Raw genomic sequence first — 20837 nt, forward strand, 5'->3', positions numbered from 1 at the left:
ATAAAAAATATGAAAAGAGTAGCCTTAGGTTCATCTTTAGGCTACTTTTTTAATTATGATTGGAAGTAGCTTTATATGCTTTTTTTGCTTCTTAAAAAGATTTTAAATGGTAAAAAGGTAATAATAAAAAAAGAAAGTAGAAAAGATTTACGAACATATATTATAGAAGTATATTTATAGAAGGGAATTTCCGTTTATTAAGGAGGGCAACATGAAGAAACGTTTACTTTTATTTAGCTTATTTGTCTTCCTCATGATTGCATTTGTTGGTTGTGGTGAGAAAACAAAGCCAGAAGATCGCTTCCAAGCTTTTATCAAAAGTTGGGAAAAGCAAGATTTTGCTAATATGTATGATTTAACTTCCCAATCTACACAGCAAAAAATCAAAAAGGAAGAATTTATTCGACGTTATCAAACTATTTATGGGAAAAAAGGAATTGAAGTTAGTCAACTAGAAGTGGATTTTCAACCTTCTAAAGAAGAAGTGAAACCAGACATTGGAGAAATCAGATTTTCCTATTCTGTAAAAATGAATACATTAGCTGGACCTTATGAATTTACTGGGAAAGCCAAACTAGTAAAAGAAAAAAGAGAAAATGAAGAAAATTGGTTTGTTGTTTGGGAGCCATCCATGATTTTAGCTGGGATGAAAGAGGGAGATAAAGTAGGTGCACGTATCATTCCAGCGAAACGCGGGGAAATCCTTGACAGAAATGGAATTGGTTTAGCGATCAATGATACGGCGATCACAATTGGTATCGTTCCTGAAAAATTAGGAACAAATGAAGAAACAAAAGCAAAAATTGCTAAGTTATTAGACATCACTGTTGATCAAATCAATAAAGAATTGGAACAGTCTGGGGTGAAACCGAATCAATTTGTTCCCATAAAAACGTTAACAAAGGATCAAAAAGCAAAAATAGATCATTTGACCAAAATAGAAGGAGTAACAAGTCAAGAAGTACCTATTCGCTATTATCCATACAAAGAAATTACTGCTCATCTTATCGGGTATATAGGGAAGATTTCCGCTGAAGAATTGAATGATCTTCAAGAAAAAGGGTATTCTAAAACAGATCTGATTGGTAAATCAGGACTAGAAAAAATTTTTGAAGATAAGTTAAAAGGAAAAAACGGCGGTGAGATCTATATCGTTGATGGTAAAACAAAAGCAAAAAAAATAATTGCGAAATTAGATCCGATTGATGGAGAAAATATTCAACTAACGATCGATATCAACCTCCAAAAAGCGATTTATGAGCAATTTCAAAAGGATTCTGGTACAGCAGTGGCGATTCATCCTAAGACTGGTGAAGTTTTAGCTTTAGTTAATAGTCCTTCATTTAATCCAAATGATTTTGTCATAGGGATGAGCGAAAGTCAATGGAATGTCTTAAAAGAAGATCCTAAAAAGCCTTTACTAAATCGTTTTGCTCAAACTTATATACCAGGGTCTGTCTTTAAACCAATTACTGCGGCAATTGGTTTGAAAACAGGTATTATTCAACCGGATCAGACAAAGAACATTAAGGGTTTAACTTGGCAGAAAGATCAATCATGGGGGGATTATTTTATTAAAAGGGTTACTGATCCGGGGAAACCAATTAATTTAAAAGATGCTCTAATCTTCTCAGATAACATTTATTTTGCACAAACAGCTTTAGAAATTGGAGGTGACAGGTTTTTAATTGAAGCGAAAAATTTTGGGTTTTTAGAATCATTACCATTTTCTTTTCCTATTGCTAGGTCAAAATTAGTAGCAAAAGATAATTTTCAAAACGAAATACAATTAGCTGACACAGGATATGGCCAGGGAGAAGTAACAATGAATCCACTACATTTAGCGATCGCCTATACTCCATTTTTGAATGATGGTGATTTACTTAAACCAACGTTAATCAAAGGAGAAACCCAAACAAAAATATGGAAAGACAATTTAATTCCAAAAGAAGTTGCGAATACCATCTTTCAAGATTTAATTCAAGTTGTTGAAAATCCTAAAGGTACGGCATACCAACCTAGAGTTTCAGGAATAAAAATTGCTGGGAAAACGGGTACCGCTGAGATTAAAGGGAAACAAGAGGAGACAGGGACTGAAAATGGTTGGTTTGTAGCTGTGAATACAGATAATCCACGACTTCTTATCGTAATGATGATTGAAGATGTAGCAAATCGGGGCGGAAGTCACTATGTCGTGCCGAAAGTAAAAAAGATTTTTCAGCATAAGGAGCTTTATCCTAATGAATAATCATTAGTGTGAATCGAGATGCTTAGTCTCTGTCATCAAAAGCACGATCGATCACAAGTTTCGTTACAGGCGTATAGTCGCCTTTTTCTATTTCTTCAGGAGTTGCATCTTTTTCTAAGTCATCCATTTCATAACTGGGAGCAATGGTTGGTTTTATCTCATTGTTTGTTCTTTTTCTTTTTTTAGCCATTATAATCCCTCCTTGAATAAACATTTCCCTTTTTGTCAAAAATTTATTCACTCTTCTTTAGAAAATACGGTATGATGAAGAAAGAATAAAAAGAATTTTTAATGAAAAGCAGGGAAAAATAATGAAGTCAGAACCACAATTGTTTGTTCGAACGCCTATCAATTATCAATCAAATCGATACTATCCATTACTTTTTTCCATTCATTGGCGGCATGGGAATGCGATTAGCTTTATGGATTATTGGAAAACGCCGAGAACAAAAACCGATTTTATTATGGCTTTTCCTCAATCTTCTCAAATGTGTGCAATCGATGATTATTGTTGGGATGACGAAGCATTAGCAAAGAGAGAACTCCTAGAAGCTTATCAAATAGTAATTCAACAATATCCGATCGATTTAAATCGAATCATCATTGCTGGAGCTTCTCAAGGAGGCAAACTTGCAATCGAAATGACATTAAGTGGAGAAATTCAAAGTAATGGTTTTATTTCAGTTATTCCAGCTTTTTATGATATCAAACCTCAGATCGCTTCTCTCAAACAAGCAAATCATTTAAATCTTCGGGGTTTTATTATTGCTGGTGAACTCGATCCTTTCACACCAAAAGCAGTTGAATTTTATCAATATTGTCAAGAAAATGATTTTACATGTAAATTGACAATCGAACCAGGAGTTGGTCATGCTTTTCCAGAAAAAGAATTACCTAAAAAGTTGGATCAAGCCATTAATTTTGTTCTTAATCAATCAAAATAAAAGGAGAAAGGAGGAAAAAAATGATTATTACAACAACAAGTCACTTGGATGGGAAAACGATTAAAGAGTATTTAGGAATCGTAAGTGGCGAGGCTATTATGGGAGCAAATGTCGTTCGGGATTTTCTTGCTGGGATTACAGACATTATTGGAGGTAGAAGCGGAGCTTATGAAAGCAAATTAGCAGAGGGAAGGGAAATCGCAATCCGGGAAATGATGGATAAAGCAAGAAGTTTGGGTGCAAACGCCATAATTGGTGTTGATCTTGATTTTGAGACATTGCGCGATGGAATGATGATGTGTATAGCAACTGGAACTGCTGTAAAAGTTGAATAGTATAAAATTAGGTACTCCTTTGGGGTACCTATTTTTGATTTTTACGTATACGATCTTCAAGATCAACATAATAATATAACTTAGAGAAAATCGATTCTACAATCACAAAGGAGACAACAATGGAGATTAAACCTATTAATAAAAAATTAAAATTGTACGGATTTAATAACCTTACGAAAACGTTATCTATCAAGAGAATATTTTCCATACAAAAATGATTTTAAAAGAATTTGATCTCGATCGATATCTTTATGGAACAGAAAAGAAGGAATTAGCGCCTAGAGAGCGAAAAAAGATAAAACAGAGGATAAAAAAAGAAATGCTAGAGAAGAGATCTTCTACGGAAGGAACTTACCAAAAATGTAGAAAATTTTTGAAACTAGGAGGGTAATAAATGAGTATTCATATTGGAGCAAAAGAAGGAGAAATTGCAAAAACAGTTTTATTACCAGGAGACCCACTTCGGGCAAAATTTATTGCAGAAACAATGTTAGAAGATGTAATTCAATATAACGAAGTGCGGGGAATGTATGGATTTACCGGTACATATAAAGGAAAACGAGTATCAGTTCAAGGTACAGGGATGGGAATTCCTTCCATTTCTATTTATGTAGACGAACTCATTAATAGTTATGGAGTGAAAAATCTGATCCGTATAGGAACTTGCGGCTCTTTACAACCTGATGTTAACATTCGTGATGTAATTATTGCGATGAGTGCATCCACTGATTCAAATATCAATAAAATTCGTTTTCATGGTCAAGATTATGCTCCAACAGCAAGTTTTAAATTATTAAAAAAGGCTTATGACCAAGCAGTAAAAATAGGAATAAATGTTAAAGTTGGGAGTATCCTTACATCCGATACATTTTATCATGATGATCCTGATTATTGGAAACTATGGGCAAAGTTTGGTGTACTTGCTGTTGAGATGGAAACGGCAGCCCTTTACACTCTTTCGGCAAAATATAACGTTAATGCTTTAACTTTGTTAACTGTGAGTGATAGTCTTGTAACAGGAGAATTTACAACAGCAGAAGAACGGCAAAAAACATTTACCAATATGATCGAGATTGCCTTAGAAATAGCGGAATAAACGATCTAAGAGGCTAACCTCATAGGTTCAGTGCCCATTACGGGTATTTAATTGAGGAATTTTTTGACGATAGAAAAACCTCTGTAAATAAATGAAGTGACCCCTGTCAAGTAGACAGGAATAAAAAAGCATACTTAATGCAACCTGAGTTCTGTATTGATAAGGACTTAGGTTATTTAATTTCTTTTGGAATCTGGTGGTTATAAAAACGATGCTGTGCGGAAAGTGTAGAGATTGAAGCACTCTGCCTTGAAATGGCTAAAGAAGTTTTCCATGCAGGCATTGTCCCAACAGTTTCCTTTCCAAGAGGAGTCCATTTACATTCCGTTTTTTTATTGCCTTTTTAACGGTATTCATCACCAGTTTTTTCCCATAGAAAAATCCTCTCTATATTAGACAGATTAATATGCTTTCTTTTTTCTGTCTACTAAAGGGGATCATATCAAAATGCGGAGGTTTTTTTATTAATTATATCTTATTTGGAAATGCAAATTTGTGATTTCATTCACAACTAATATCTAAATGGCAGAAAATTAAAATCTATCACTGAATTTTAAAAATTAATAAAAAAGAGATTATAAATAAAACGTTTCATTTTTTGGAAAATTAGAACTTTATTGTTGTTCGATTTTTTGTTACAAATTTCACATTTACAAACAAAAAAATCATGTATAATAAATGTGAAATTAACAAAGAAGGTGATGAAGATGAATACTCAAGTATTAGATAAATTAAGTCAAAAAGGCGAGAAAAGTTTCACTTCAGATTACTCTGTAATGTATCAAGGAAAACGAATTAAATTAGAAGAATATTTAATTATGAAAGAGCAAAAAGCGGTTTGGGAACTATTCCGATCAAAAAAATAAATTGGGAAATAACATAGCAGACAAAACCTTCTATTAATGAAGGTTTCTTTTTTTTATTGAACAAATATTCGCTGCAATATTTCCTTCAAGAATAAATATTCAAATTATTGTCACAAAAGAGTTTAAAACCAATCTTAACACAAAAAAATTATATGTTAATATTATTCTATAAAGAAAATATCATTCTTTATTTACATCGAATATTTTAGTTTAAATGACAATAGACATGAATTCCTATATTGGGAATATACTGGTGATAAAAAGAACTTAAAAGGGGGTTGTTAATTAAAATAAACAAAGAATTTCTTATTGATATAGTAGGGGGAGGGGAAAAATGAAGAAACTACTAATTTTAGGCGCAGGTACAGCTGGTACCATGATGGCGAATCATCTCCACAAAAAAATCAACAAAAATGAATGGCAGATCACAATTATTGATCAAGATGAAAACCATTATTATCAGCCTGGATTTCTTTTTATCCCATTTGAAATCTATTCTGAAAAAGATGTAGTAAAAAGAAAAAGACAGTTTTTGCCAGATGGGGTTGATTTTATTCAAGCTCCTATCCAACTTATCGAAGCACAGAAGAATCAGGTTCAATTAAAGGATGGCAGAATTATTCCTTATGATATTTTAATTATTGCAACTGGTTGCAGGATTGTCCCATCAGAAATCGAAGGATTGGATGCAGGTTGGCGAAAAAATATATTTGACTTCTATACCTTTGAAGGATCAATTGCTTTAAGAAACAAATTGAAAGAGTGGAAAGGCGGTAAATTAGTTGTCCATTTGGCAGAAATGCCAATAAAATGCCCAGTTGCTCCACTTGAATTTCTTTTCCTTGCAGACTGGTTTTTTGTAAAAAAAGGAATTCGTGAAGATGTAGAGATTACTTATGTTACACCTCTTGGTGGTGCTTTTACAAAACCTAGAGCATCAAAGGTATTAGGAAATCTATTTGAGACCAAGAATATTCAGATTGTCCCGAATTTTAACGTAAGTCATGTAGAAGCAGATCACAATAAACTCGTATCCTTAGATGGTAAAGAAGTAGAGTATGATCTTTTGGTAACGATACCAACAAATATGGGGGATGAGCTTATTGAACGCTCGGGTTTAGGTGACGAATTAAATTTTGTTCCAACGGATAAACACACTTTGCAATCAAAAGAATATGAAAATATTTTTGTAATTGGTGATGCTACAGATATACCAGCTTCTAAAGCAGGTTCTGTAGCTCATTTCGAAGCAGAAATATTAACTGAAAATATCTTAAGCTACATCAATCATAAGCCATTAGAAGCAAAGTTCGATGGACATGCAAACTGTTATATTGAGTCCGGATACAACAAAGCATTTTTAATTGATTTTAACTATGATGTTGAACCAGTAGAAGGTAAATTTCCTCTACCAGGTATAGGGCCGTTTTCATTATTAAAAGAAACAAGAATCAATCACTTAGGAAAAATGGCATTTAAGTTTATTTATTGGAATATGCTTTTAAAAGGAATACCTATTCCAACCGTTCCTCCACATATGAAAACAAGTGGTAAGAAACTTTAATTTATTAAATAAATCATTATATTAAAGGGGAGGTAAAAAAATGGCTGAAAAAGTAATTGCAGGGTATACTGTCGACGTTAACGAGGAGGGATATTTAACCAATCCAGCTCAATGGAATAAGGAGATTGCAGTTGAAATTGCCAAAGAACTTGGGATTGAATTAACTGAAAGACATTGGAAGGTTATCGAGTTCTTACAAGAAGAATTTAAGCAAAATGGAAAACTGCCTACGATTCGAAGGATAAATAAAGTAGGGGGTATTTCTACAAAAGAATTATATGAATTATTCCCAGAAGGTCCATTAGTAAAAGCAGCAAAGGTGGCTGGGTTAAGTAAACCGGCAAGCTGTGTATAAAATGGGGGATCACTATGTCAGATCATGAAAAAATTAAAAAAGTATCGATAATCATTTCAAAAGGTACATTAGAAGGGGTATATCCTGGACTTATCATGGCCAATGGAGCAAGAATGGCCGGGATTGAGGTCAATGTATTTTTCACTTTCTTTGGCCTTGACGCAATAACCAAAAAGAAAATGAATAACCTCAAAGTTGATACTGTTGGTAACCCAGCATTAGGTTTTCCAACTTTAATTGCTGCTCTACCCGGCATGTCTTCGTTTGTAACAAAGAAGATGAAACAACAAATGGAAGAACTAGATATCCCACCAGTTCCAGAATTTATTGAAATGATCAGCGACGCGGGTGGTAAAATATACGCATGTCTTGCCACAGTCGAGATGTTTAAACTTAAAAAAGAAGATTTTTGCGATCAGTTAGATGGAATTCTTACTGTTGGCGAGTTTTATGAATTATCGGCAGGTGGGCAAATTATTTTTACTTAATTGACCGCTCAATACAGTTTTATTATATCGAACTAGAGATACTTTCTCTAGTTCTTTTTTTTAAAATCTCAAATAATGATCATTATTAAATAATAATTCGAAGGCTTTCAATCTTTGGAAATAAGAGGTTGTACTGTTATGGGATGATTTTTCATTCTTTGTGAAATATTATTCCTTAGTTAGTAAATAATTAAAGGTGTTATAAGGTGTTATATTGTTGGTATAAAAAGGAGTGAACATAATGAAACGCGTTTTAATTTTACTATTAGCATTTATTGTTTTTTTACTTTCAGGTACTTTGGGCCAAGCTTATGGAAAAAATGCTTATCATTTCGGTTTTAAGAAAAGTAAAAATGGCCACCTCGCTTCTATTGACCAAGAAGGTTTTCGAGATATCTTAGAGAGACACGGTGCTATTTTTCTTGGAGATGTCAATAAAAAGGAGCTTTATCTTACTTTTGATAATGGTTATGAGAATGGATATACTCACAAAGTTCTTGATGTATTGAAGGAGAAAAAAGTCCCAGCTACCTTTTTTGTAACTGGACATTATGTTAAGAGCGAGCCTGAATTATTAAAAAGAATGGTGAAAGAAGGTCATATCATTGGTAATCATTCTTGGACTCATCCAGATATGACTAAAATTTCTAGGCAAAAAATCAAAGAAGAACTGGAAAAAGTGAAAGAAGAAGTAAATAAGATCACAGGCCAAAAAGGAATGAAATTTGCACGACCGCCAAGAGGTATTTTTAATGAACAAACACTTGCTGTTAGTCGCGAGCTTGGCTATACTACCGTTTTTTGGTCGATTGCATATAAAGATTGGGAGACGAATAATCAAAAAGGATGGAAATATGCTTATGATAAGGTAATGGCCCAACTTCATCCAGGAGCAGTTATATTGCTTCATTCTGTTTCTAAAGATAATGCGGAAGCCTTAGGAAAAATTATTGATGATGCAAGAAAACTAGGGTATGAATTTAAAAGTTTAGATCAATTAAAGGAAAAATATTATAATTAAAAAATTGCTTACCCTACATTAAAAGAGATTGAATATTTACTTTTTTTATGTGTCGCTTTATAATAATTATAAATATAAATTAAATTGATTGGTAAAATTTAATAAACGTAACAAGGGGAGCCTATAGAGATAGGCTGAGAAAGAAATGTTATTTCTGACCCTTATCACCTGACTTGGGTAATGCCAACGTAGGGAATGTTACACAGTTTTTTATGTGCAAATTCTTTACGGATTTGCACTTTTTTTAAATTTAAAAGGATTTAGCAAAGGGGGCGGTGGGAATTTGGTTGTTAATGGTAAAGAAATCACAGGATTTGCAGGAAAAACGGTGGCTGAGTTGTTAAATGAACTTAAACTAAACCAAACACTTGTAGTTGTAGAAATCAACTTGGAAATTATCCCCAAAGATCATTATGATATAAGAATCCTTCAAGAAACAGATAAAGTAGAAATTGTTAGTGTTGTTGGTGGCGGTTGATTACAAGGTTCAGAAAAAGTATGAGAGGGGTTTAGAAATGAATAAATTAAGTATTGGTGGAGTCGAATTAAAAAGCCGCTTATTCATTGGTACTGGAAAATTTCCTAATCATCAAATTCTACCAGAAGTGATTCAAGCTTCAGAATCACAAGTCATTACTATGGCGATTCGTCGTGTAAATTTAGATTCAAAAGAGGAGAATATTCTAGAATATATACCAAAGGACTGTATTTTATTACCAAATACTTCTGGAGCAAGAAATGCAGAAGAGGCAGTGAGAATTGCAAGACTTGCTAGAGCAATGGGATTAGGGAACTGGATTAAAATTGAAGTGATCTCGGATAATAAATATCTTTTGCCAGACAATGCAGAAACGATTAAAGCCACTGAAATTTTAGCTAAAGAAGGCTTCGTTGTGCTTCCTTATATGAGTCCTGATTTAATGGCAGCAAAAAGATTAGTAGAATCTGGGGCTGCTGCGGTTATGCCTTTAGGCGCTCCCATTGGTACAAACCGGGGATTAAAAACAAAGGAATTAGTTCAAATCATGATTAACGAGATCGATCTTCCTGTGATTGTTGATGCAGGGATCGGAAAACCATCTGAAGCAGCAGAAGCGATGGAAATGGGGGCAGCGGCAGTGTTAGTCAATACAGCTATTGCTACAGCAGAAAATCCTGTCCAGATGGCAAAGGCTTTTTCCTTAGCAGTAAAAGCAGGGTATTTCGCTTACCATGCGAAACTTGCTGAACAACACCAGCTTGCTCAGCCTTCGTCACCTTTGACAGGATTTTTATATGAAGAGGTGAGATGAAGTGGGCTTTTATGAGGTATATTCCCAGTATAAGAATTTTGACTATCACCTGTTTTATGAAAAACTAACCGATTCAGACATCTTAAAAATCATTCACAAGGAGCGTCCAATCAATGAATATGAATATCTTGCATTATTATCTCCAAAAGCGGAGAACCATTTGGAATTAATGGCGCAAAGGGCTCATACCTTATCCCTTCAACATTTTGGGAAAACCGTTTTATTGTATACCCCCATGTATCTTTCTAACTATTGTACGAATAAATGTACTTATTGTAGTTTTAGTATTGATAACCAAATCAAAAGAAAACAATTAACAGTAGAAGAGATTGAAAAAGAAGCAAAAACGATTGCTAGTATGGGGTTTAAACATCTCTTAATTTTAACTGGAGAATCGAAAAAAGATACACCACTCTCTTACGTGATTGATGCCGTTCACATCTTGAAAAAATATTTTGATTCGATTGGAATCGAGATTTTCCCATTGACCGTAGAAGAATATCAACAAATGATTGAAGCTGGCGTAGATAGCCTTACCATTTATCAAGAAGTATATGACGAGGAGATTTATCGAAAAGTTCACCTTGCAGGTCGTAAACGTAACTATCATTTCCGACTTGATGCACCTGAGCGGGGATGCATAGCCAAAATGCGCAATGTAAATATAGGAGCATTATTAGGTTTAGGTGAATGGCGAAGTGAAGCCTTTATGACAGGCCTTCATGCGAATTACTTACAAAATAAATACCCTGATGTAGAAATAAGTGTATCTTTTCCAAGAATTCGTCCCCATGTAGGGGTTTTTGAAGATATATATGAAGTAACTGATCAGAATTTAGTACAATTTATGTTAGCGTTACGTATCTTCTTACCACGTGTAGGGATTACCATTTCGACAAGAGAACGCCAAGGATTCCGCGAGAATTTGATTCCCTTAGGGGTAACAAGAATGTCTGCAGCTTCTTCTACAGAAGTAGGTGGACATTCAATAGAAGATGCGGGGGATGGACAATTTGAGATTGATGATAAACGAAGTCTGGAAGAAGTAAGAGCAGCGATTTTCAAAAAAGGGTATCAACCAATTTTTAAAGATTGGGTAAGGATATGAGGATTAATGTTATATTTAATTACGAATCGAAAAATTGTAAAAAAAGAAAGTTTCATAGGGGTCATCGAGCAAGCGGTATATGGTGGTGTCGATGTCATCATTTTGCGAGAAAAAGATCTATCTATTGATGAACTATTCCCCTTGGCTTTAAAAATAAGAGAAATCACAAAGAATAATGGAGTTAAGTTGGTGATTAACCATCATTTAGAAGTGGCAAAAGAAGTGCATGCGGACGGTTTTCATACGAGTTATGAAAACTTTATGAAAACAAATATCGACTTTCCTGGTATCATAGGCGTTTCGATTCACCATTTGCAAGAAGCGAAAAAAGTTGAGAAAAAAGCGAATTATCTTCTTGCAGGGCATGTTTTTGAGACAGATAGCAAGAAAGGGCTTAAACCAAGGGGGATATCCTTTATTGAAAATCTAAAACAAGAAGTTCATATTCCTATTGTAGCCTTAGGGGGAATTCATTTACACAATATTGAACAATTACTTATAAGAGGAATCGATCATATTGCAGTCATGTCGGCGATTATGTCATCGGAAGACCCTTATCAAACAACAAAAGATTTAAAAAACAAAATGAAGAAATTTAATCATCAAAGCGAAGCGTGAGCATTAGTTGTTCACGCTTTTTCTATAGGAAGATTTTTCGGAATTTTAAGAATCGTTATAGGGTTTGGGAAATATTTGCAGAATATAACTTCTTTTCACGTATTGAAGATGAACCTGATGAGACAATTGAGCAATTAATGATGAGAATCTATTTCCCAAAAGAATTAGATGCATTACTCAAGTATAACGGATTTAAGATTGAGGAAAAATACGGTGACTATTTTGGTAATCCATTCACAGCAGATTCAAAGAAACAATTGATTGTTTGCTTACAAGTCTAAGGTACCACAAAAGGCGGATGATTTAAAATGGCCAATTTATACAGAGCGACTAACCGTGGATCAATAATTTAAACAAATGATTTGTGAATCTACTAAATCAGATTATAGATATTAATTCTAAGATAGATCAGAAGATTCCTGAAAAATTAAGTCGATTATATTGTTGGTTTCCTATAAAAAATAGTTATAATTTTTATATGGATAATCTTGGATAGGTGAGATGATATGATCTTTAGAATAAATGAATTAGATCTAGTAATGGCCTTATCAAGTGTAATAGACTTGATAGATGAAAACGTAACAGATCATCATAAAAGAGTTGCCTATATTGCGTTCCAGATAGCGAAGGAAATGGGCTTATCGGATAGAGAACAAAGAGAGCTTATACTTGCAGGTGCACTTCATGATATTGGCGCCCTCTCTCTTCAAGAAAGAATTGATATCACTCGTTTTGAGAAATCTTACGATTATATTCACGCGGAAATTAGTTATATGTTTTTAAAAAAGTTTCAACCTTTTTATAAAGTTGCTGACATCGTTCGGTATCATCATACCTACTACTTTGATTTGATAAAAGATTCAAATTTACGCCAACAGGTAACAATTTTAAGTCAGATTCTTCATCTTGCTGATCGAATTGAAATTCTTATTAATCGTTCTGAACAGAATATACTAAACCAAGTTAAGGCTATAACCAAAAAGATAGATGAAAATAAAGGTGATATGTTTCACCCAGAGGTAGTTGAAGTTTTTCAGATTTTAGCAAAAAAAGAATATTTTTGGTTTGATTTAATAAGTCCTTTTATTGAACGAATCTTATCAAATCATTTTCGTTCTACTGTGGTTATGTTAGATTTGAATGGGTTATTAGAATTGGCGAAATTATTTTCACAAATCATTGATTTTCGTAGCCGGTTTACATCTACACATTCAAGTGGTGTAGCTGCGACGGCAGAAATGCTGGCTTGTTTAGCAGGGTGTACTGAAGAAAAATGTAAGATGATGAGAATTGCAGGTTACTTACATGATCTAGGAAAGTTAGCTGTTCCGATTGAAGTACTTGAGAAACCAGGAAAACTTACGGAAGATGAATACAACCTTGTAAAACAACATGTTTATTATACGAAAAGGGTACTAGAACATATGAAAGATTTAGAGGAAATTGTCCATTGGGCCTCATCACACCATGAACGGCTTGATGGGAAAGGGTATCCTTTCCATTATGTTGCCAATGAATTAAACATTAGGTTGTAGAATTATGGCAGTCGCAGATGTATTTACTGCAATTACAGAAGATCGGCCTTATCGAAAAGGAATGGATAAAGAAGAAGCGTTAAGTATTTTGGATGATATGGTTTCTAAATCGATGATTGATCCTCATGTGGTTTATCTGCTTCACTCATATTTTGATGAAGTGAATCTGGCTCGTATTGAAGCTCAGGCACAGGCTGAACTTGAATATGAAGAATTCATGAAGCAAATAGGATACACTGGTGTGTGAATTCGGAAGGATCTATGGTAAAGAACTAGATAAGGATCGCTCTCAATAAAATTCTGACTACATTAAGTGAAATATCAAAAAACTTGATGAGAGAAATAGATGGTAACAATACCGAAAGGAGACATTTATGTATGTTTCCAATATTTGATTCTCATTTTCATATTATTGATTATCGTTCCTCCAACTTCACGAGCTTGGAGTAAGAGCGATAAGATTTAATGTTATAATGCTACAATTTCTCTGATTTTTTCTGCAGAGTCGTACATGCCAAGCGCTTCAAGTTGATAAATTGATTGTAAATATCGTTGTATTGCTTCGTACTCAGCTTTTAAATCTTGTCGAAGCATTTACTCATAGTGGAAGCAGGGCAGAAGGAACGATCATTGGCGGAAATTTATGTACATTGAATTTGTTATGTTAACACTATTCTTTTGCTGTTAATGACGAAACTTTTTAATGTCAGTAGGGTGGGAGGAAAAAGATGGACAACTTAAAGAAGTTACTACACGAGTCGAATTATACTGTAATATTTACAGGGGCAGGGATGTCCACTGAGAGTAATTTGCCAGACTTTCGTTCTGCTTCTATAGGACTTTGGAACAAGTTTGATCCTTCAAAGTTAGCCACTATTGATGCAATGAAAAATAATCGTGAGGAATTTAGAGAGTTTTATACCATGAGGATGAAAGCCATCCAAAACACAAAACCCCATATAGGTCATCATATTCTTGCAACATGGGAGAAGAATGGGCTTATTAAATCTATCATTACACAAAATGTAGATGGTTTTCACCAACAAGCTGGAAATAAAAAAGTCGTAGAATTACATGGAACACTTCGCCATTGTCATTGCCATCTTTGTGGTAAAATTTACTGTAACGAGCGATTTATAAATAACGAAACAAAATGTAAATGCGGAGGCTTTATTCGTCCTTCTGTTGTGTTATTCGGAGAAAATCTCCCGGAAGAAGCATTAGAAATGGCCGAAAAAGAAACCAAAAAGTCCGATTTGTTTATTGTATTAGGTTCATCACTCCAAGTATCACCGGCTAATTATTTTCCCTCTATTGCAAAGAGAAACGGTGCAAGGTTAGTCATTGTCAATATGGAACCAACTCCTTTGGATGATCAAGCCGACATAGTAATTCATCATCGAAAGATTGGGGATGTGTTAAAAGAATTAAATCAAAGGAATTGAGTAGATAGGATATTGCTGTAACCATTAATGATGTTATTCTTTTCACTCATTATCATGAGCCGCGCGGCTTAATTCACAGAGATCGATAATCCATTCACCAAAATAAAGCAATAAAAATAGAAAAAAGAAGTATCGTAAAGTATTAAAAAAGGCTTCCTAGGCTCTTACTAAAGAAATTGGAATGGAATATTGAAGACCATTGATAAAACAAAAAATGTTAAGATGAACTAACCAATGAAGGATTTGAAACCTTAAATCATTTTTTCAAAGATTGCAGGATATTGGGGTAAATTCCGTTAGCCCAATGAAAGCAAAATTTTATGAAAAACTTGGAAAACTGTATTATTGTGAATATTATCACAATAATTTTTATAAGGCTGAATATTTTTATTTGTCTTTACATTCCGAAAAATATAGGTTAAATAAGTAAAATAAAGAAAACGAATTCATTTTTCGGAAAATTAGAACTTTAACTTCGTTCAATATTTTGCTATATTTTTCACAATCATTAATTAAAAAATGTTGTATAATATGTTTGAGAAAAAAATTAAAAATAAAAGGGTGATTTAAAAATGAGTACTGAGGTTTTAGAAAGATTAAGCCAAAGTGAAGCAATTAACTTTACGAAGGAATATGTTGTTAAGTTTAAGGGTAAAAAGATTAGTTTAGAAGAATATTTAGCTGCAAAAGAGGAAGAGGCAATTTTCTCTAGATTTTAAACATAGATACGATTTTGAAATAAATGGTTCGTAACCAATAAACCTTCTATATTGGAAGGTTTATTTTTTTTATCGGTAAGAGTATTTATGAGGAGGAAGTCAATCAATCCCTCCTCAAACTCAAACTTTTATATAGCTATTCGGTCAATTAGATCTAATGGGTTTTTCTGCTGGGTCTTCAATCACTCTCCTATTAAAAGAATAACGAGAACCATTTATTAATAAGGTTCATAATGACCAAGTAAATCTTTCCTGTCCCATAGTGACATTAGCACTAAAGCGTTACAATATGACAATATTATAGACGTACAACATCTCTAATGAATCATCATCAGGGTCAAAACGAAAGTATTATCATTTGACGAACGCTGGAAAGGCAAGTTTAGAAGAAGCCAAGAGAGTATGGAAGGAATTAAATGCGGCTGTAGATTGTTTCATTCATAAACCACAAACCACACGTTTCTCATTTCTTTTTCTTTCCATGATTTTCACCTCCCCAAAATTCATTGTAGCACAATAGGATAACAAATGCTCTATATTGTGTGAGAGCAACATAACCAATTATTTTTTCAGAATATTACAGAAATTAATTGACATTATTTGCTATCCCTTCTAAACTAAATGTTAACAGGATGCTTTTATATAAGTTAACAAATTATTTGGGGGGATGGTATGAACCAAAGAGTTTCAGAATTAACGAGAATTGCTTTACTGGCTAGTTTTATTGCGGTAACTGGTATGATCAAAATTCCAACAGGGTTTCCAGGTGCAGAATTTCAGTTGTCCGCTCCATTGGCCGTTGCTATTGTTGTTACTTTTGGATTTTGGCGTTACTTTATCGCAGGTTTAATTGCGAGTTCTGTTTTATTCATGCTAGGGATTCATACAATTCTTAATGTCGAGGTTGCTATTCTTTTTCGCCTTGTTGCAGGTGGAATAATTGCACTATTTAGAACATCTCTTGGGGTTATTCTTATTGCAGGACCAATTGGATCTCTCATTGCACGTATTGGACTTGCTTATACTTTACAAATTGAGCCACTTCCTCTAATCCTAACTGCAATTCCGGGAATGATTTATACCGTGATTACGGTTTATCCGCTTACGAAAGTGTTGCAAAGAGCCAATAAGGTGGTGTGGAGATCGTATGAATCTGTATAGTATTCGGATGCGAGCAGCACAAGGCGGTTCACATGAACAGGGTGGAAAACATATTTCTGGTGGCGAACAAATCGCAACTTTCCATGAAATTCAGGATCGTGTTTCTTATTTATTAAAAAAAGCACTGGAACATGATCGTGGTAACCCAGATTTCCTCCAGCTAACGATTGACCTTATAGTAGAACCTGTTCAGATGCTGTCTCCATTATCGGTTTATACCCATACAGTAAATCAAGTGGAGGAAGGAAGAAATCTAGCAAGGGGTATTTTGCGAGATCTAGGATTGAAAGAAATTGTAATCGATAAAGGCTTCAAATGGATGGAGATAGCGAATGAGGTACGTGGTGCTATACTGGTAGATGCTATTACAGGTGAGAGAATCGATCAACAAGGGTTAAAAGGTGTTAGAGCAACAAGATTGGATTGGAAAGTCGGGGAATTTGAAAAATGGTGTTACGCTCAACAGCTACAACCCAATATCCGTCTAAAAGAAGCGTTGGCATTAGCTACAAAAATTAGTCATTATGAGGGGGTTGTTGCTGAATTATGTTGGTCAGATGATCCGAATTATGTGATTGGTTATGTTTCTAGTAAGATTCTTGGTTATCATCGGATTACGAAAATGAAAGAACACGGAGACGAAAATGGGGGCAGGGTTATATTTGTCAATCCTGATGTGAGAGTGAATGATTATATTCAATTCTTAGAAAAAACGCCAATTCTATTAAAAATGGGGGAGTATGAATGAATTCTGTAGACTTAATTGAAAAGAGTAAAAGATATTTATGGTTACCTTTCACACAAATGATGGACTATGATGAAAATCCCTTGATTATCGAAAGTGGAGAAGGAATTAAACTGAAAGATATTAACGGCAAGGAGTATTATGATGGATTTTCCTCACTATGGCTTAATGTACATGGACATCGAAAGAAGGAATTAGATAATGCGATCAAAGAACAGTTAGGGAAAATTGCTCATTCTACTTTATTAGGGATGACCAATGTACCTGCAACAGAGTTAGCAGAAAAGCTTATTAAAATTACACCAGAGGGGCTAACAAGGGTTTTCTATTCCGATAGTGGTGCAGAGGCGGTTGAGATTGCGATTAAGATGTCTTTTCAATATTGGCAAAATTTAGGGAGAGCGAATAAAAGGAAATTTGTCACCATGACAAATGGATATCATGGCGACACGATTGGAGCGATCAGTGTTGGTTCAATTGATCTATTTCACCAAGTTTATGGTTCATTGATGTTTGAAACCTATAAAGTTCCATTTCCTTATGTGTATCGCCATCCTAGTGGGGATCCTGTCCAAACAAGAGATGAAAGTCTTGCACAACTTGAAAGTTTATTAAAAGATCACCATGAGGAAATTGCGGCTGTTATCGTGGAGTCGATGATGCAAGGTGCAGGTGGGATGATCCTTATGCCGGATGGATTTTTAAGTGGGATACGTGAGCTATGTACGAAATACAACGTTCTTCTTATTTTGGATGAGGTCGCAACTGGTTTTGGCCGAACGGGAAAAATGTTTGCTTGTGAGCATGAAGGGGTAACACCTGATCTTATGACAGTGGGGAAAGGAATTACTGGTGGTTATCTCCCGATTGCTGTAACTTTTACAACAGAGGAAATTTACCAAGCTTTTTATGATCACTATGAAAATATGAAAACATTCTTCCATGGACACTCCTATACAGGAAACCAACTTGGCTGTGCAGTAGCTTTAGCAAATTTAGATTTATTTCAGAAAGAGGACATCGTTAACCAAGTGAAAAGAAAGTCTGTTTATCTAAAGCAGTTACTTTCAGAGCTTAAATCGCTTTCTCATGTTGGTGATATTCGTCAGCTAGGATTTATGGTAGGGATCGAATTGGTAAAGGATAAAACAACCAAAGAACCATTTCCATTTGAAGCAAGAACAGGCTACCATGTTACGCTTAAGTTAAGAGAATTAGGAATGTTAACTCGACCATTAGGAGATGTGATTGTATTTATGCCACCACTCGCCTCAACTGAACAAGAATTAAAAGAAATGGTTCATTTGTTAAAGAAAGCGATTGTTTTGGTTACGGAAAAGGAGGAGGAACCCGTTGAATACGAAGTGGGTCGAAGATGAACTAAAAGTTATAAAAGAAAAGGGGTTATACCGACAATTAAAAACGATTGAGACACCTCCAGAACCTAGGATTAAAATAAGAGGAAAAGAATTGCTGCTTCTATCTTCGAACAATTACTTGGGGCTTGCTTCGGATGATCGATTAATTCAGAGTGCTGTAGAAGTACTTCAATCTTTTGGAGTAGGAAGTGGTGGCGCAAGATTAACAACGGGGAATACCATTTGGCATGATCAACTTGAAAAAAGAGTAGCGACGTTTAAAAAGGCAGAAAGTGCCTTATTATTTTCCAGTGGTTATCTGGCTAATGTTGGTGTTTTATCAAGTGTTGCTGGAGAAGGAGATGTTATTCTTAGCGATGAATTAAATCACGCGAGTATCGTAGATGGTTGTCGACTTAGTAAAGCAAAAACAATAATTTACCATCATAAAAGTATGAATGATCTTGAAGAGAAGCTACGTATGACAAGCGTTTTCAAAAAAAAGTTTATTGTTACTGATGGTGTTTTTAGCATGGATGGAGATTTGGCTCCATTGCCAGAGATAGTAGCATTAGCTAGAAAATATAATGCTTATGTGATCGTGGATGATGCACATGGCACAGGCGTGCTTGGCGAACACGGAAGAGGTACCGCTGAACATTTTAATTTAGAGCATGAGATTGATCTAATGATTGGAACCTTTAGTAAAGCGGTTGGGACAGAGGGAGCTTATGTTGCAGGAAAAGAAGTTTGGATTCAATATCTTAGAAATAAGGCAAGATCCTTTATTTTTCAAACAGCAATGGCACCAAGTATTGCCGCTGCCACAATCACTTCAATTGATATTATTGAACAAAACCAACATTTGCGCCAGCATCTTCTTCGACTAGGTAAAATGCTCCGAAAACAGTTAAAACTTTTAGGGTTTCGGGTTGATGATGGGATTACTCCTATTATTCCAGTGATAATCGGTGAAGCTAAACTTGCTGTCGAGTTTGCAAAAGAGCTAGAAGAACAAGGTATTTTTGCACCAGCCATCCGACCACCGACAGTGCCAATTGGCCAGAGTCGAATTCGAATCTCACTAATGGCCAGTCACACCGAAGAACAAATAGGAGAGGTTATCGAAGTGTTTCAACGAGTAGGCCAAAGCTTAGGAGTGATTCGATGAAAAAAGGCATTTTTATAACGGGTACAGATACAGATATCGGGAAGACATTTGTTGCTGCAGGTATTGCTGCAATGTTAGTTGATCATGGAATTGACGTTGGCGTTTTTAAGCCAATGTTGAGTGGAATGAAGCGAGACGATCCGCGCAGTGATGCGATGATCTTAAAAACAATGTCCAAAGATACCAACTCTCTAGAATGCATTAACCCTTTTCAATTTGATGCACCTTTAGCGCCCTATATTGCCCAACAATTAGAAGGAAAGACTATAATGAAACAGGATGTTATCGATAAATGGGACCAAGTGAAAGTGACCCACGACTTTTTTATAGTAGAGGGAGCTGGAGGTCTAGCTGTTCCTTATGGTGAGAACTATTTGGTAAGTGATCTAGCTTTTGAAATAAAATTACCTCTGGTAATTGTGGCTAGACCTAATTTAGGAACAGTCAATCATACCTGTTTGACAGTTGAATATGCTAGACAAAAAGGATTAGATGTTCTAGGAGTCATCATTAATGGATTAAAACAAAATGAAGCTGGAGAAGCTGAAAAGACAAATCCCAAATTGATTGAACAATTTTGTCGGGTTCCAGTGCTAGGAGTCATTCCATGGATGGATACGACTGATCGTAGTACAATTATTAAGATAATGAATCAAAATCTTCAACTGAACTATTTCCTTTAGGAGGTTAACCATGCTAGCCAAAATAAAAGGGGCTTTGTTTGGTGTTAACATTGTTCACTTTTGAACCAGTCTTTTTGACTGGTTT

The 20837-nt window shown here is 34.7% G+C and carries 25 protein-coding genes and 1 riboswitch; of the genes, 23 read left to right on the forward strand and 2 right to left on the reverse strand.

All coding sequences use genetic code 11. The features are described from left to right. The first annotated feature begins 211 nt into the window (after window positions 1–211). On the forward strand, window positions 212–2248 hold the full coding sequence (locus ACMW72_RS00185; RefSeq protein ID WP_418366816.1) for a penicillin-binding transpeptidase domain-containing protein: 2037 nt from the start codon (window positions 212–214) through the stop codon (window positions 2246–2248). Window positions 2249–2270: 22 nt separating this feature from the next. On the opposite strand, the gene ACMW72_RS00190 is transcribed toward ACMW72_RS00185, so the two are convergent. Next, the gene (locus tag ACMW72_RS00190; RefSeq protein ID WP_418366817.1) at window positions 2271–2438 is read right to left on the reverse strand and encodes a hypothetical protein; all 168 of its coding nucleotides are present in this window, start codon (window positions 2436–2438) and stop codon (window positions 2271–2273) included. A gap of 121 nt (window positions 2439–2559) precedes the next feature. Between ACMW72_RS00190 and ACMW72_RS00195 the strand changes: the two genes are divergently transcribed. From ACMW72_RS00195 to ACMW72_RS00265, 15 genes are all read left to right on the forward strand, one after another. Next, on the forward strand, window positions 2560–3192 hold the full coding sequence (locus tag ACMW72_RS00195; RefSeq protein ID WP_418366818.1) for an alpha/beta hydrolase: 633 nt from the start codon (window positions 2560–2562) through the stop codon (window positions 3190–3192). Window positions 3193–3212: 20 nt separating this feature from the next. Further along, entirely contained in the window at window positions 3213–3527 is a 315-nt protein-coding gene (locus ACMW72_RS00200; RefSeq protein WP_418366819.1) for a YbjQ family protein, read from the forward strand. Window positions 3528–3921: 394 nt separating this feature from the next. Next, window positions 3922–4623, forward strand: a complete 702-nt coding sequence (deoD, locus tag ACMW72_RS00205) for a purine-nucleoside phosphorylase (protein ID WP_418366820.1) — start codon at window positions 3922–3924, stop codon at window positions 4621–4623. A gap of 707 nt (window positions 4624–5330) precedes the next feature. Continuing rightward, window positions 5331–5489 carry a hypothetical protein gene (locus tag ACMW72_RS00210; RefSeq protein ID WP_418366821.1) on the forward strand — a complete coding sequence of 53 codons (159 nt, stop codon included), beginning with the start codon at window positions 5331–5333 and terminating at the stop codon, window positions 5487–5489. 334 nt (window positions 5490–5823) lie between these two features. After that, window positions 5824–7053, forward strand: coding sequence for an NAD(P)/FAD-dependent oxidoreductase (locus ACMW72_RS00215; protein WP_418366822.1), 1230 nt, complete (start codon window positions 5824–5826; stop codon window positions 7051–7053). A 40-nt stretch (window positions 7054–7093) separates the two neighbouring features. Beyond that, window positions 7094–7408 carry a TusE/DsrC/DsvC family sulfur relay protein gene (locus tag ACMW72_RS00220; RefSeq protein WP_418366823.1) on the forward strand — a complete coding sequence of 105 codons (315 nt, stop codon included), beginning with the start codon at window positions 7094–7096 and terminating at the stop codon, window positions 7406–7408. Window positions 7409–7422: 14 nt separating this feature from the next. After that, on the forward strand, window positions 7423–7896 hold the full coding sequence (locus tag ACMW72_RS00225) for a DsrE/DsrF/DrsH-like family protein (RefSeq protein ID WP_418366824.1): 474 nt from the start codon (window positions 7423–7425) through the stop codon (window positions 7894–7896). A 241-nt stretch (window positions 7897–8137) separates the two neighbouring features. Next, complete coding sequence (gene pdaA / locus ACMW72_RS00230) at window positions 8138–8917, forward strand: delta-lactam-biosynthetic de-N-acetylase (RefSeq protein WP_418366825.1); 780 nt, start codon at window positions 8138–8140, stop codon at window positions 8915–8917. Window positions 8918–9020: 103 nt separating this feature from the next. Beyond that, a riboswitch (TPP riboswitch) is annotated at window positions 9021–9130 on the forward strand. Between the two features lie 70 nt (window positions 9131–9200). Further along, window positions 9201–9395 carry a sulfur carrier protein ThiS gene (gene thiS / locus ACMW72_RS00235; protein WP_068724110.1) on the forward strand — a complete coding sequence of 65 codons (195 nt, stop codon included), beginning with the start codon at window positions 9201–9203 and terminating at the stop codon, window positions 9393–9395. 37 nt (window positions 9396–9432) lie between these two features. After that, window positions 9433–10209: a thiazole synthase gene (locus tag ACMW72_RS00240; protein WP_418366826.1), complete on the forward strand. Its 777-nt coding sequence runs from the start codon at window positions 9433–9435 to the stop codon at window positions 10207–10209. Window position 10210: 1 nt separating this feature from the next. Beyond that, window positions 10211–11317, forward strand: coding sequence for a 2-iminoacetate synthase ThiH (gene thiH, locus ACMW72_RS00245; protein ID WP_418366827.1), 1107 nt, complete (start codon window positions 10211–10213; stop codon window positions 11315–11317). Between the two features lie 6 nt (window positions 11318–11323). After that, window positions 11324–11935: a thiamine phosphate synthase gene (thiE, locus tag ACMW72_RS00250; protein ID WP_418366828.1), complete on the forward strand. Its 612-nt coding sequence runs from the start codon at window positions 11324–11326 to the stop codon at window positions 11933–11935. A gap of 140 nt (window positions 11936–12075) precedes the next feature. Beyond that, entirely contained in the window at window positions 12076–12216 is a 141-nt protein-coding gene (locus tag ACMW72_RS00255) for a hypothetical protein (RefSeq protein WP_418366829.1), read from the forward strand. A 225-nt stretch (window positions 12217–12441) separates the two neighbouring features. Continuing rightward, window positions 12442–13470 (forward strand): HD-GYP domain-containing protein, encoded by a 1029-nt coding sequence (locus tag ACMW72_RS00260; RefSeq protein ID WP_418366830.1) that lies wholly within the window; start codon window positions 12442–12444, stop codon window positions 13468–13470. Between the two features lie 4 nt (window positions 13471–13474). Beyond that, complete coding sequence (locus ACMW72_RS00265; RefSeq protein ID WP_418366831.1) at window positions 13475–13717, forward strand: HD domain-containing phosphohydrolase; 243 nt, start codon at window positions 13475–13477, stop codon at window positions 13715–13717. A gap of 221 nt (window positions 13718–13938) precedes the next feature. On the opposite strand, the gene ACMW72_RS00270 is transcribed toward ACMW72_RS00265, so the two are convergent. Continuing rightward, a complete protein-coding gene (locus ACMW72_RS00270) occupies window positions 13939–14064 on the reverse strand; it encodes a hypothetical protein (protein ID WP_418366832.1) in 126 nt (41 codons plus the stop codon). 134 nt (window positions 14065–14198) lie between these two features. On the opposite strand from ACMW72_RS00270, the gene ACMW72_RS00275 reads away from it, so the two are divergent. From ACMW72_RS00275 to bioD, 7 genes are all read left to right on the forward strand, one after another. Continuing rightward, the gene (locus ACMW72_RS00275) at window positions 14199–14915 is read left to right on the forward strand and encodes an NAD-dependent deacylase (protein ID WP_418366833.1); all 717 of its coding nucleotides are present in this window, start codon (window positions 14199–14201) and stop codon (window positions 14913–14915) included. Window positions 14916–15487: 572 nt separating this feature from the next. Beyond that, window positions 15488–15634 carry a hypothetical protein gene (locus tag ACMW72_RS00280; RefSeq protein ID WP_418366834.1) on the forward strand — a complete coding sequence of 49 codons (147 nt, stop codon included), beginning with the start codon at window positions 15488–15490 and terminating at the stop codon, window positions 15632–15634. A 672-nt stretch (window positions 15635–16306) separates the two neighbouring features. Further along, the gene (locus ACMW72_RS00285) at window positions 16307–16795 is read left to right on the forward strand and encodes a hypothetical protein (protein WP_418366835.1); all 489 of its coding nucleotides are present in this window, start codon (window positions 16307–16309) and stop codon (window positions 16793–16795) included. Further along, entirely contained in the window at window positions 16782–17543 is a 762-nt protein-coding gene (locus ACMW72_RS00290) for a 6-carboxyhexanoate--CoA ligase (protein ID WP_418366836.1), read from the forward strand. Before ACMW72_RS00285 ends, ACMW72_RS00290 begins: the two co-directional genes overlap by 14 nt. Continuing rightward, window positions 17540–18919 carry an adenosylmethionine--8-amino-7-oxononanoate transaminase gene (gene bioA, locus ACMW72_RS00295; RefSeq protein ID WP_418366837.1) on the forward strand — a complete coding sequence of 460 codons (1380 nt, stop codon included), beginning with the start codon at window positions 17540–17542 and terminating at the stop codon, window positions 18917–18919. The genes ACMW72_RS00290 and bioA overlap by 4 nt, the downstream gene beginning before the upstream one ends. Continuing rightward, window positions 18894–20069 carry an 8-amino-7-oxononanoate synthase gene (gene bioF, locus ACMW72_RS00300; RefSeq protein WP_418366838.1) on the forward strand — a complete coding sequence of 392 codons (1176 nt, stop codon included), beginning with the start codon at window positions 18894–18896 and terminating at the stop codon, window positions 20067–20069. The genes bioA and bioF overlap by 26 nt, the downstream gene beginning before the upstream one ends. After that, the gene (bioD, locus tag ACMW72_RS00305) at window positions 20066–20752 is read left to right on the forward strand and encodes a dethiobiotin synthase (protein ID WP_418366839.1); all 687 of its coding nucleotides are present in this window, start codon (window positions 20066–20068) and stop codon (window positions 20750–20752) included. The genes bioF and bioD overlap by 4 nt, the downstream gene beginning before the upstream one ends. Window positions 20753–20837: the final 85 nt, after the last annotated feature.

Origin of the sequence: Tepidibacillus sp. LV47, assembly GCF_048381575.1 — a bacterium.
Classification (GTDB): domain Bacteria; phylum Bacillota; class Bacilli; order Tepidibacillales; family Tepidibacillaceae; genus Tepidibacillus.